Genomic DNA, 12,141 nt, shown 5'->3' on the forward strand with positions numbered 1-12,141 from the left:
CACCGCCATGACAGTCGTGGCCGGCCGCGACGTCTCGCCGGTCCCCGCTCCTCCACTGTGGTGATGTCCATGCCCCATGGCTCCCGAGTGTGGCCGTTGGGCATGGTGCTACCTGCGGCCAGGTGGCCTCCTACGTCTCCTGGCCGGGCGCGCCGCGTCGTGCCTCCATCCGACCCGGGGCGGTTCAGCGACCCATCCTCGCCTCGATGCCGCTCGGCCTCGGCATGACGACGTCGAGCACGACGACAGCCGGAGGCCTGACCGCGATCTGCGCAAGAGCCGAGGCACCGTCCGACACCTCGGACGCAACCCGGTCGTCCACCTCGTCGCGCGCCGAGAGCATGCACACTGGCAGCCGCCGCCCATGTGCCCCGCTCCAACAGCGCGTCGTCGCGGGCGGCAGCCCGCCGTCTGGCGCCGGCCGCGTGTGCCTCCTCGCCGCGCCGGTCGTCCCCGTCCGGCGCACCGCGCGGACCTCGGGAGAAAGCCTGCGAACCCGTCTCACCAGATTGTGCCCCTGCCTGAGGCCTTCGTCGGCTCGCCGCCCGGATTCGACGCCGACGAGAACCCATCGCCGAGGCGGCCAGACATTCACACTGTCGAACGTCGAGAGATCAAAAAGATCGCGAAGTCCAGGAGGTCGGAGGGCACAGTTCCATCCGGAGCCACCAGCGGATCTTGACCGCAAGTCTTCCCGTCCGAGAGCCTGCGTCCGGCCTTAGGAGGAGCTTTGGCGGGTCGCCGAGGCGACCCACTCATGGGAAGATCCGCGGTCAAGATCGGCTGTTCTCTCCGGATGGAATAGCGTCCACCACCGCGACCTGTGCCGCCTACCGGTGGCCCCTGCGGCGTTGGCGGAGGGCGACACCGCCGCCGAGCAGCGCGACGCCACCGAGTCCCAGTGCAATCGGGACCATCTCCGTTTCTTCGTCCTGCGCCGTTCCACCGCCGCCGGCCTGCACGCCACCGACAGGCATCTGCCCGCAATGCATCAGATCGTGGTGGCACAGTTGCATCGGCGCAGTCCGCCCTCACCGAGCTGCCGATCGGTCATGATCGGGTGATGCGTCGACGTCGCGTCCGTCCCCCGGTTCCGACGTCGGAGTTCGCCGGGTTCCGGTTCCCGCCGGAGATGATCGTGCTGACGGTGCAGTGGTACTTGCGGTTCGCGCTGTCGTACCGGGATGTCGAGGAACTGCTCGCTGAACGCGGCCTCGAGGTCGATCACGTCACCGTCTATCGGTGTTGCGCCATGAGGCGCCTTGTCGTATCCCCAGCGTAGTTGGGGGGAACTTGGAGGGATGTTCTCGGGCCCGATGGCTAACCCGGCGCCGAAAGGTCAAGGGGACAGCAGCATGCCAGGAAATCGACGACCGTGTCCAGGCGTAAGGAGCGGGGCGTTCGAGGGGCCCGCATGATATGGCGAAAACTGGATTGTCTGAAGCCCAATCTCCAGAAGATGCAAAGATCCGTCCCCCGGAAAGACGCCTGTAACCGGTGCCGTGCTCTGCGCCGACATCCCACCGGGGTTGACGCAACCTCCAGAGCGTGGAGCGATACCCAGCGAGGGTATTCAAGGAGATGAGTGGGCCGCCTACGTCATGCTAGTACGTACGACAAGGACGAACATGGGATCGCCTACGGGGTGCGAACCCTACGGCGACGGAGGCCCCGTAGTAGTCGTGGGAGTAACGCCCCTCCAAGGACGGCGGGAAAACCGTCGACAGGGCCAAGGGGGCCAGGTGACCGGATACTCACAACCCGCGAGGTATGCGCAATGCAGAACGCCGAAACGGTACTGGGTGTCCTCCGTGAACGCGGCAGGCGCGGCCTGCCGTTGACCGAACTGTACCGACAGATGTACAACCCGGACTTGTATCTGCTGGCCTACGGCCGAGTGTACTCCAACAAAGGGGCCATGACGCCGGGGGCCGACGGGGAGACCGCGGACGGCATGTCAACGGGCAGAATCGACCGCATCATCGATGCGTTGCGCCACGAGCGCTACCGATTCAGCCCGGTACGACGGGTCCACATCCCGAAGAAAAACGGGAAGAAGAGAGCCCTGGGCCTGCCGTCATGGTCGGACAAGATTGTCGGCGAAGTGGTGCGCCTACTACTCACCGCGTACTACGAGCCGAGGTTCTCCGACCGCTCGCACGGTTTTCGTTCCGGCCGGGGATGCCACACCGCGCTCAGCGAGGTGGCGAAGACCTGGACCGGGACGACCTGGTTCATCGAGGGTGACATCGCGCGGTGTTTCGACACGCTTGACCACGAGGTCATGCTGGGGATACTCGGCGAGAGAATCCACGACAACAGGTTCCTACGGCTACTGCGTAACATGCTGAAAGCCGGATACCTGGAGGACTGGCGGTGGAACGCCACGCTCAGCGGCGCGCCGCAGGGCAGCGGCGTCTCACCCGTCCTCTCCAACATCTACCTGGACCGGTTGGACACCTTCGTCGAGACAGAGCTCATACCGGAATACACTCGAGGCGCAAGCCGAAGGCGTAATCCTGACTACAGCAGGGTGCACTGCGCGATCCAACGCGCCCGTAAACGTGGCGACCGTGCCGCGACCCGGGCGCTGCGCACGCAGCAGCGCAGCATGTCCAGCGGGGATCCCCAGGATCCCGGCTACCGGCGACTGAGGTACGTGCGCTTCGCCGACGACACCCTGCTCGGGTTCACCGGACCAAAAGCCGAAGCCGAGGAGATCAAACAGCGCCTCGCCCAGTTCCTGCGCGACAACCTCCTGCTGGAACTATCCGAGGAAAAGACGCTCATCACCCACGCCCGCACAGGCGCGGCGACCTTCCTCGGCTATGAAATCACCAACCAACACAGCGACCATAAGATCACACGTGGTCGCCGGGCAGCCAACGGCGCGATTGCCTTACGCGTGCCGTCGGCGGTGGTCAAGGCTGCCTGTGCCCCGTACATGATGCGCGGAAAACCCGAGCGCCGGCCCTGGCTGGTGAACGACGACGACCACACGATCGTCAACACCTACGCGGCCGAATACCGGGGCCTCGTCCAGTACTACCTGCTGGCCGGCGACGTCTACCGACTGAACCGGGTGCACTGGGTCATGCTGACCTCACTGCTGAAAACACTGGCCTGCAAACATGACTCGTCGGTGTCCAAGATGGCGGCCGCCTACAAGGCGACCGTCGAGACACCCTTCGGGCCACGCAGATGCTTCCAGTTCAGTGTCGAACGCGACGGCAGGAAACCACTGGTCGCACGGTTCGGTGGCATCCCACTGAAACGGCAGAAAACCACGGTCCTTGTCGACCGCAAACCAGTCCAGGTCGCCGGCCGCCGCCCAGAGCTGATCACACGGCTCGTGGCGGGCCGGTGCGAGACGTGCGAGAAAAAGGGCGAAGTCGACGTGCACCAAGTCCGCAAGCTCGCCCAGCTCGGAAGACCGGGACAGTCACAACCCGAGTGGAAGGAAATCATGGCCGCCCGGCAACGCAAGACCCTCGTGGTCTGCCAGGCATGCCACACCACCATCCACACCGGGCAGCCAGCCGCGCCACCCACGGAATAATCACCGGAGAGCCCGCTGCTGGGAAACCAGCACGGCGGGTTCGGGAGGGGGGCGTTGGAAAAGGACTGAGAAGTACCTCGCCAACGCCCTACCTCGCGGTGCAGCGCTTCACGCCCCTGCTCGCCGACGCGGCCCGGCCCTGCCGACACCGTCCTGGCGACAGGTGGTTTGTGGATGAGACGTACGTGAAGGTCTCCGGCCGGTGGATCTACCTGTACCGGGCCGTTGACCAGCACGGGCAGGTCATCGATGTCCTCGCCAGCGCCCACCGCGACCAGGCCTCCGCCCGCCGGTTCTTCATCCGGGCGCTGTCTCATGGCCGGCGGCCGGTCGAGGTCACCACCGACAAGGCACCGGTGTACCCGCGGCTCATCGACGAGCTGCTTCCCGAGGCCTGCCACGTCGACGCGGCCCGGGAGAACAACCGGATCGAAGCCGACCACGGCCGGTTGAAAGCCCGGCTACGGCAGATGCCCGGACTGAAACGCCTCCGCTCGGTCCAGACCGTCAACACCGGACACGCCCTCGTGCAGAACATCCGCCGCGGCCACTACGAACTCGCCACCGACATCGACCCACAGCATCGGCTCGCGGCCGCGTTCACCGAGCTCACCCAGGCCGTCTGACCGAGACTGCCCGAGGCCCTGGCCTGCGCTGGATCCCCGCAATGCAACAGCGCCCCCGGTACTGGTCGTAGGCGCCGGCCGGTGCCGTCGGGGTTCAGGACGGACGTCACGTGGGTCTCCTCGGGGGTGACCGTCAGGTGGAGAGTTCGTCGAGGTGGCTGCCGGCGGGGTCGACGGCACGGGAGATGCGGCGCCCGATGTCGCCCAGCTGCCGCTGCTGCGCGCGGGTGAGCGGATCGAAGACCAGGGCGCGGACGGCTTCGACGTGCCCGGGGGCGGTCGCGACGAGTTTGTCCCAGCCCGCGTCCGTGAGGATTGCCAGGGTGTAGCGGCCGTCGGTGGGGTCCGGTGTGCGGCGCGCCCAGGCCGCCTTCTCGAGCCGTCCGACCACGTGGGACAGCCGGGAGAGCGATCCGTTGGCGAACACGGCCAGGCTGCTCATCCGCAGGGTGCGCTCCGGTGCCCCGGACAGCCCCACCAGCACCTGGTACTCGAAGTGGCTGATCCCGGCGTCGCGCTGGAGCTGGTCGTCGAGTGCCGCCGGAAGCCTGATCAGCACCCTGGCCAGGGCCAGCCAGGTCTGCATCTCGTCGTCGGCCAGCCAGCGCGGCTGCTGCGCGTCCATGGCACCATGCCTAGCTTGAAGTTTCAACCGAGCCAAAGCCGTTGATCACTTGACAGGTCAAGTGACGCCGCTTAGATTGCGGTTAAACGTTCAACCCATCGGGGTGGGTGTCCGAGGCTGCGAGCCGAGCCCGGCACCCGCCCGCCGGCGTCGTCGTCGACGCTGATCCCCCATGGAGCAAACATGCGTGCACTGAATGTCCCGGCCGCGGGCGAGCAGCCCCGGCTGTCCGACCTGCCCGTCCCCGCACCTGTCGAGGGCACCGTGCTGGTCCGCGTGAAGGCCGCCGGTCTCAACGCCCTCGACAACGCCCTGGCCGCCGGAATGATGGCCGAGATGATGCCGCACGCCTACCCGCTGATCCTCGGTCGTGACGCCGCCGGCGTCGTCGAGGCCGTCGGAGCCGGCGTCGACCACGTCGCCGTCGGCGACGCGGTGATCGGCCACATGCTGCTGGTCCCACCGATCCAGGCCGGCACCCTCGCCGAGTACGCACTGCTGCCCGCCGCCGCCGTCACCCGCAAGCCCGCCGGCCTCGACTTCACCACCGCCGCGGCACTTCCGCTCGCCGCCACCGCCGCCACCGCCGCCGTCGACGCCGTCGAACCCCAGCCCGGCCAGACCGTCCTCGTCGTCGGCGCCGGCGGCGGCGTGGGTTCCTACGCCGTCCAACTGCTCGCCGCACGCGGCGCCACCGTCGTGGCTACCGGCACCGGCACCGCCGCCGAGACCAGCCGGCTCACCGCACTGGGCGCCACCACCGTCGTCGACTACACCGCCGGCCCGGTCGCCGAGCAGGTCCGCGCCGCCTACCCCGACGGCGTCGACGCCCTCATCGATCTCGTCTCCTACACCCCCGACAGCGCACCCCTGGACGCGGTCCGCAAGGGCGGCAAGGTCGCCAGCACCCTCGGCGCCGCCGACGACGAACAGGCCCTCGCCGCCGCCGGCCTGACCGGTACCAGCGTCATGGCCGCCCCCGTCCGCGAGGTCGTCGCGGAACTCGCCGAACAGGCCGCTGCCGGCACCCTGAAAGTCGACGTCACCGCCGTCCTGCCCCTCGACAAGGCCACCGACGGACTAGCCACCCTCGCCAGCGGCACCGCTCGCGGAAAGATCGTCGTCGAAATCGCAGGCTGACCGGACACGCCCGCCCCACTCTCGCCGGCCGCAACACCCACGCAAAACGCACACCGAACCGGCCGGCGACCCCGGCTGGTACCCACCACAGCCAAACGGCGGGTACCAGCCGGAGCCTGCCGAACAGGGCCGCAGAGACTACCGACACGGGCAGCGAAGTCGCCCTTGGCCCGATCCTCCTGTGCGCCTCCCGCCACCCGGTCAGACACGTTGGCCGACTTGAACCGCTCCGGTAACAGTCCTCGGTGGCGCGCCCTGCGGACGTCGTCGACGACGTGACTCGTGCAGACGAATTATCGCCTCCTCTTTGACGACTCAAATAGAGCCGTAAAGGCTCAAGCGACAAGACGCTTACCGACAGCCGATCGACGTCGACGAGACAACCGGTACCTAATGTCCGGGCAATAGTAGCGTCGCCAAATAGCAACGGCCTAACGATCGGCACACCTGTACGGAGGACCTAATGACCAACCGACGTTCGGTTCTTCGCGGTGGCGGTTTCGCCGCCGCGGGCATGCTCGGAATCACCGCGGTGGAAAGCGGTGCCACTCCCGCCTCGGCATCCGGTGCCGTGTACCAGGCGATGGGCAACCCGGCCGAGACCGGTGAAGGGCTGCCGTTCCCCGGGCACCTGACCCGTGAGGAGTACGAGCACCTGAAGACGTTCGACGAGGCGGACTTCGTGGTCTTCAGCAACCAGCAGTGGGACCGCTTCGGGGAGAGCCACGCCCCCGACGTCCGTGTGCACTGGCCCGACGGGCACTACACCGACGGGCTGGACCAGCACGTCGAGGACTTGAAGTGGCTGTTCGTCTGGGCGCCCGACCTCAAGGTCACCTCCCACCCGATCCGGGTGGCAAAGGGCGAACTGGTCGCGGTCCACGGCGTGTTCAAGGGGACGTTCAGCCAACCCATGCCGGACGGGAAAGGCGGCTTCAACCAGCCCACCGGCGAGAGTTTCGCGATGAACATGATCACCGTCGGGATCTTCAACCGGCAGGGAACCATGGACGAGGAGTTTTTCTTCTACGACAACCTGGCCCTCTATCAGCAGATAGGCCTGGCCTGATCAGCCGAGTGTGCTGGCGCGCGATGTCGCGCGCCCGTTAACCACACACGCGCCTGTTAACCACACGACGGACGTCGGACGGACGGACGTGGACGGCAACGACAGCAATGAGAGGCTTGACATGAAGATCAAGGAACTAGGACATCTCGTCCTGTACGTGAGGGACGTCAACCGGTCGGCCGCCTTCTATCGGGACGTGCTGCGCTGGCGCCAGGTCCTGCCCGACCCGACAGCGTCGGCGCCGACTCAGAGCCGCATCCCGGTGGCGGCGTTCTCCGCCGGCCCGAGGACACACCACGAGCTGCTGCTCATCGAGGTAGGCGAGGACGCGAAGCGGGTTCCGGCTGGGCGCCGGGTCGGGATGTACCACTTCGGACTGAAAGTCGGCGACAGCGACGACGAGCTGCGCAAGGCCCTGGCCCACATCACGAAAGCCGGCGTCACGATCGCCGGGGCGTCCGACCACACCGTGACCCACAGCCTCTACATCCACGACCCGGACGGGAACGAGGTCGAGCTGTACATCGACGTCCCCGGCGTCGACTGGAAGACCGACCCGACCCTAGTGGGGGCCCCGATTCGCCCGCTTCGCCTCTAGCCCGAGTTTCCAAAGATCTTGGCTTCCAAGCCTTTTCGCCGGTCAGAGAGATTTTGATCCTCGACAACTTCGCGCTCCGCCCCCTCGACGAGACCGTCACGACCGACTTCTACGAGCTCACCGCCGCCCGCCACCGCAAGACCACCATGGTCTTCACAAGAAGCAATAGCATGTCGTGAATTTTCAAGTCACTCTAAGTTATTTACGCTGGTCACACCCTTGATTGTCAGCATATGAGCAAAAGGGAAGCTGCATCACGGGCACTAGCCGCAGTGGTCCCTAGAAGGTGACCTCACGTGGTCCCATGAGCCTGGCTGATGACAATGTTGTCCGCGCTTACCCGAGCACTGCAGGAGGAGGACCCATGACAGCGACCTCGGCGAGGACAGCCCAGGCGAGCCCGGGCTGGATGTTGGTGCCGACCGGGCTGAAGACGTCCGTCGTGACCGGAACCTCGCTGGTAGGCACCCGATGAAGTTCGCCAGCTACACGCTCGTCACCATGGTGCGCCAGTACGGCTCCCGGCCGCTGCCCCCCGAGGAGGAGATGCGTGTCCGAGACGCGCACCTTGCGAACATGGCCGACATGCACTCGCGGGGCCTGCTGCTCGCCGCTGGCCCGTCACGCGGCGCTGACGAGAACGTCCGCGGCTTCGCGATCATGCTCTGCGACGTCGCGACCAGCGAGGAACTGTGGGCGAAGAACCCGAGTGTGCTCGCGGGCCGGTTCGAGGCACGCTGCGCGCCGTGGGTCGTCCCGGCCGAGATGATCGTTGCCGGCCCCGGCCTCCCCCCTCGCTCGGTGGCCGAAACCACGGCTTGACGGGGAGAAGCCCATCGGCCCGGCCCCGTCCGCGCGCGGCGGCGCCGCGTTGTCGACGACAGGATGCTAACGGTTGGACCTGCGGGAGGGTTGAAGGGCCAGCTGGCCGCGCCACGTGATCGGCTGAGATCACCGCCGCGTGTGGGCGCCGGATGGAGATGACTGGAAGGTCGTCAGCTGGCGGTCCACCAACGTCCCTGGGGTCGCCTGGCCTTCGAGCAGCAACTGTACTGACCGAACGGTCTGCAATACTGTGACACTTCAAGTGGCCAGCTTTAATCGCTGCCACATCCAGGAGGACTCCTCAAAACTCATTCTCTCAATATCAAGTTACGACTGTAGATGTAACTTGCTGTAGTAGTTAATGGCCATCCCGCGCTCTTCGCATCTTTCTCGGCGCGGATCGTAGATCCGGAAGACTTCCAGTTCGGTGGCGTCGTACAGTCCCGCCGGGAACTCGCGCAGGGACCATCGAAAGCCCGTTTGTATTTTCCAGAATTTTAGTTGGACAGCCGCAGGTCGAGATTCCTTGACGCTGGTCACGCGCCGATTTCAGTGGCATTTCGCAACCTCAACCTAGCTTCATCTCAAATGGCCTGTGGCTTTGCGGAAAACGGATTGATTTACCTGAGTGGGCCGGACTAGTTTGTTGCTTGCGGGCGCAAGTATCTCGGCATATGGCGCCCTGGGCGGTGCGCAAAGCGCAGTCTCAGGTCGCACAATTCGAAAGGCATGTGATGGAACGCAACGTTCAAAAACCGAACCAGACGGAACGACGTACGCTACTGCGTGGAGTCGCGCTCGGCGGAACTGGGATTGCCACGGCCTCCCTGCTTTCCACCGGAAAAGCGTCGGCCGCCGACGCCGGCAACGGGCTCGGGTTTCCCGGCGTCGATGTTGTCATCGACTCCTCGCACGCCACCACGGAGGTAGCCGCGCTGGTCCGGCGCTATCTCATCCGCAAGAGTGCGCAGGACCTAGACGGATGGATGTCCTTCTTTTCGCGCAATCTCATTACCTACATCGATGCAGTCGTGGGCGCGGGCTTCTACAACTGGGAATCACTGCGGGACTCATTGTCCCAGTTCATGTCCAATTGGCCCAGCGACGGCAAGTCGTACCCCACGCGGATCCTGGGCGACGCGACCAGCGCCGTCGTGTTCTTCACCGACACCGCAGGACTGTTCGGGCCTTCCGAAATCCGCGCGGTCGGCGTTATCAACTTTCGCGATCGTAAGATCACCCGGCAAATCGACTACTGGGATGTCCGGCATTTTGGCATAGCCAACACGGCGGCCCTCGCGGCATTCTCGCCTGGGTCCATAACGGACTTCAGGGAATCCACTGTCGGAGAAACCGCGGCGCCGGCCATGAGGAACGTCGTATCCAAGCTTACACAGACCCTGCGTAATGGCGACGGCGCCAGCGCTGCGGAACTCTTTGCGCCCGGCGCCATCTTCGAGGACATGCCAGCACACCTGCAGATTGTCGGCCCACGAAGCATTGGTACCTATCTGACCAAGGCCGTCTCTCTGCTGCCCTACGCCGGTGGTGGTACGGCCGTTCGCCACGTCGTCGGCAGCGCGGTGGGAGGGGGTTATGAATGGACGGCGTCCAACAGCGCTGTTCCCCGAGGTGTCGTCGCCCTTGAACTGGATGGCTGGGGCAAGATTACCCGCCTCACCGCCATGTGGGACGGCTCGCTCGTGGACGACTCCACGTTGATCTCATTGGGCCGCACGGCGATCGAACAATAATAGTGATGGGTGGTTTCTACCGGCGGTCGCAACACTGCCTAGGTTCTGGAGGCTGTGTTGTCGTCGTCTCGTCGTGTGAAGAAGGGGCCTGGCCGGCGTCCGCAGTCGGCGAAGCGCCGCCGGTTCGTGGAGCTCCGCGAGCGAGGGTGGCGCATCCTCGCCGCTGCTCGGGAAGTCGGTGTCTCCCGCACGACCGGGAACAACTGGTCGCGCGGCTACAAGACCTACCGCCGCGGCCAGGTCGTGGGGTTCGTGCCGGCGCTGGAGCGGCTGGCGGTTCGTGAGGTCAGTGCCCGGTTCCTGTCGCAGGACGAACGGATCGAGATCGCCGACCTGCGCCAGGCCGGGCTGACGATCCGGCAGATCGCCGGCCGGTTGGGCCGGGCGCCGTCGACGGTCTCGCGTGAGCTGCGCCGCAACGCCATCGGCAAGCAGGGATACCGGCCGTTCGAGGCCCACCGGCTCGCGACCACGCGTCGCCACCAGCGGCGGGTCGAGATCAATCCGGAGCTCCGGACGGTGGTCGGCCACTTGCTCGCTCAACGGTGGAGTCCACAGCAAGTCAGCCGGCACCTACGCCGGCGGTATCCCGACGACCGGGCGATGTGGCTGTGCCACGAAAGCATCTACCAGGCGATCTATCAGCCCGGTTCCGTGCTCAAGCGGCCGTCGCCGCTCGCCCCGCACCGTCGTTCGCCACTGCGCACCGGGCGCGATCACCGCCGTGCTCACCAACGCCTCGAACGACGTCGGCCGCGGTTCGAGGAGCCGATGCGCACGATCCACGAGCGCCCCTTTCAGCCCGAAGACCGCTCCCAGGCCGGCCATTGGGAAGGCGACCTCATCATCGGCAAGGACCAGCAGTCGGCGATCGGCACGCTCGTCGAACGCAGGACCCTGCGGGGCTCCAGAACCCCGATTTGGGCGGTGACCTGCGTGTTTGCCTGCCGGACGGGGTCCGTGTCGGGCAGGCTGGATGGTCATGGTGTGGTCGCTGCTCTACACCCTGACACGCAACGCTCTCGGACTGATGCTGCTCCACGTGCGCGGCGACACGGCAAAGGACGTGGAGCTCCTCGTCCTGCGACACCAGGTGGCGGTGCTGCGCCGGCAGGTCCACCGTCCGACGCTGGAACCGGCGGATCGGATGATCCTCGCAGCCCTGTCCCGGCTGCTACCCCGGGCCCGCTGGGGTTCGTTCTTCGTCACCCCGGCCACCGTGCTGCGCTGGCACCGCGACCTTCTCGCACGAAAATGGACCTACCTACGGAAGTCGCCCGGTCGGCCGCCGGTCCGCCGGGAGATCCGCGATCTGGTCCTGCGCCTCGCACGGGAGAACCCGACCTGGGGCCACCGCCGGATCCAAGGAGAACTCGCCGGGTTGGGCTACCCGGTCGGGGTCGCCACCGTCTGGCGGATCCTGCACCGCGCCGGCGTCGGCCCCGCCCCCCGCCGGGCCGACACCTCCTGGCGCACCTTCCTGTCCGCGCAGGCCTCCGGCCTGCTGGCCTGCGACTTCTTCACGGTGGACACCGTGTTCCTGCAACGGATCTACGTGTTCTTCGTCGTCGAACACGCCACCCGCCACGTTCATGTTCTCGGGGTCACCAAGCATCCAACCGCGGCCTGGGTCACCCAACGTGCACGGAACCTGCTGATGGACCTCGAGGAACGTGGCCACCGGTTCCGGTTCCCCCTCCGTGACCGCGACACGAAATTCACGGCTTCCTTCGACGCCGTCTTCACCGGAGCCGGCATCGACGTGGTACGCACACCACCACAAGCCCCGCAGGCGAACACGATCGCGGAACGCCGGATCGGCACCGCCCGCCGCGAATGCACCGACAGGCCGCTGATCATCTCCGAACGGCACCTGACCTCGGTCCTCGACAGCTACGCGAAGCATTTCAACACCCACCGACCCCACCGCTCCCTCCGCCAGCAC

General features: G+C 66.2%; 11 protein-coding genes and 3 pseudogenes. 12 read left to right on the forward strand and 2 right to left on the reverse strand.

What is annotated here, in order from left to right; genetic code table 11:
* Positions 1 to 184 precede the first annotated feature (184 nt).
* Entirely contained in the window at positions 185 to 349 is a 165-nt protein-coding gene (locus FMEAI12_RS36940; protein WP_235013572.1) for a hypothetical protein, read from the reverse strand.
* Between the two features lie 502 nt (positions 350 to 851).
* Between FMEAI12_RS36940 and FMEAI12_RS37625 the strand changes: the two genes are divergently transcribed.
* The 4 genes and pseudogenes from FMEAI12_RS37625 to FMEAI12_RS01200 form a co-directional block, all read left to right on the forward strand.
* Positions 852 to 1,064 carry a hypothetical protein gene (locus FMEAI12_RS37625; RefSeq protein WP_112104672.1) on the forward strand — a complete coding sequence of 71 codons (213 nt, stop codon included), beginning with the start codon at positions 852 to 854 and terminating at the stop codon, positions 1,062 to 1,064.
* A pseudogene (locus FMEAI12_RS01190) lies at positions 1,064 to 1,237 on the forward strand (IS6 family transposase); the annotation flags it as partial. The gene FMEAI12_RS37625 and the pseudogene FMEAI12_RS01190, both read left to right, overlap by 1 nt.
* 540 nt (positions 1,238 to 1,777) lie before the next feature.
* A complete protein-coding gene (locus tag FMEAI12_RS01195; protein ID WP_200835129.1) occupies positions 1,778 to 3,559 on the forward strand; it encodes a reverse transcriptase/maturase family protein in 1,782 nt (593 codons plus the stop codon).
* A gap of 98 nt (positions 3,560 to 3,657) precedes the next feature.
* A pseudogene (locus tag FMEAI12_RS01200) lies at positions 3,658 to 4,185 on the forward strand (IS6 family transposase); the annotation flags it as partial.
* A gap of 133 nt (positions 4,186 to 4,318) precedes the next feature.
* Here FMEAI12_RS01200 and FMEAI12_RS01205 read toward each other — a convergent pair.
* Entirely contained in the window at positions 4,319 to 4,810 is a 492-nt protein-coding gene (locus FMEAI12_RS01205; protein ID WP_112104673.1) for a MarR family winged helix-turn-helix transcriptional regulator, read from the reverse strand.
* Between the two features lie 183 nt (positions 4,811 to 4,993).
* Between FMEAI12_RS01205 and FMEAI12_RS01210 the strand changes: the two genes are divergently transcribed.
* The 8 genes and pseudogenes from FMEAI12_RS01210 to FMEAI12_RS01240 all read left to right on the forward strand — a co-directional run.
* The gene (locus tag FMEAI12_RS01210; protein WP_112104674.1) at positions 4,994 to 5,950 is read left to right on the forward strand and encodes an NADP-dependent oxidoreductase; all 957 of its coding nucleotides are present in this window, start codon (positions 4,994 to 4,996) and stop codon (positions 5,948 to 5,950) included.
* 463 nt (positions 5,951 to 6,413) lie between these two features.
* Positions 6,414 to 7,019: an ester cyclase gene (locus FMEAI12_RS01215; RefSeq protein ID WP_112104675.1), complete on the forward strand. Its 606-nt coding sequence runs from the start codon at positions 6,414 to 6,416 to the stop codon at positions 7,017 to 7,019.
* Between the two features lie 121 nt (positions 7,020 to 7,140).
* Complete coding sequence (locus FMEAI12_RS01220) at positions 7,141 to 7,617, forward strand: VOC family protein (RefSeq protein WP_112104680.1); 477 nt, start codon at positions 7,141 to 7,143, stop codon at positions 7,615 to 7,617.
* A gap of 53 nt (positions 7,618 to 7,670) precedes the next feature.
* On the forward strand, positions 7,671 to 7,796 hold the full coding sequence (locus FMEAI12_RS39160) for a hypothetical protein (protein WP_255565642.1): 126 nt from the start codon (positions 7,671 to 7,673) through the stop codon (positions 7,794 to 7,796).
* A 292-nt stretch (positions 7,797 to 8,088) separates the two neighbouring features.
* Positions 8,089 to 8,439, forward strand: a complete 351-nt coding sequence (locus tag FMEAI12_RS01225) for a YciI family protein (RefSeq protein ID WP_112104676.1) — start codon at positions 8,089 to 8,091, stop codon at positions 8,437 to 8,439.
* Between the two features lie 737 nt (positions 8,440 to 9,176).
* Entirely contained in the window at positions 9,177 to 10,196 is a 1,020-nt protein-coding gene (locus FMEAI12_RS01230) for a hypothetical protein (protein ID WP_146776599.1), read from the forward strand.
* A 126-nt stretch (positions 10,197 to 10,322) separates the two neighbouring features.
* Positions 10,323 to 11,093: pseudogene (locus FMEAI12_RS39635) on the forward strand (IS30 family transposase); the annotation flags it as partial.
* Positions 11,094 to 11,136: 43 nt separating this feature from the next.
* Positions 11,137 to 12,141: integrase core domain-containing protein (locus FMEAI12_RS01240; RefSeq protein WP_200835130.1), on the forward strand; the 1,005-nt coding region annotated here is incomplete at its 3' end.

This window comes from Parafrankia sp. Ea1.12 (assembly GCF_900465275.1).
Classification (GTDB): domain Bacteria; phylum Actinomycetota; class Actinomycetes; order Frankiales; family Frankiaceae; genus Parafrankia; species Parafrankia soli.

Coding starts and splice junctions, on each gene's coding strand:
- FMEAI12_RS01220 (WP_112104680.1), top strand. CDS start 7,141: ATGAAGATCAAGGAACTAGGACATCTCGTCCTGTACGTGAGGGACGTC.
- FMEAI12_RS01195 (WP_200835129.1), top strand. CDS start 1,778: ATGCAGAACGCCGAAACGGTACTGGGTGTCCTCCGTGAACGCGGCAGG.
- FMEAI12_RS01210 (WP_112104674.1), top strand. CDS start 4,994: ATGCGTGCACTGAATGTCCCGGCCGCGGGCGAGCAGCCCCGGCTGTCC.
- FMEAI12_RS01230 (WP_146776599.1), top strand. CDS start 9,177: ATGGAACGCAACGTTCAAAAACCGAACCAGACGGAACGACGTACGCTA.
- FMEAI12_RS01225 (WP_112104676.1), top strand. CDS start 8,089: ATGAAGTTCGCCAGCTACACGCTCGTCACCATGGTGCGCCAGTACGGC.
- FMEAI12_RS01215 (WP_112104675.1), top strand. CDS start 6,414: ATGACCAACCGACGTTCGGTTCTTCGCGGTGGCGGTTTCGCCGCCGCG.
- FMEAI12_RS01205 (WP_112104673.1), bottom strand. CDS start 4,810: ATGGACGCGCAGCAGCCGCGCTGGCTGGCCGACGACGAGATGCAGACC.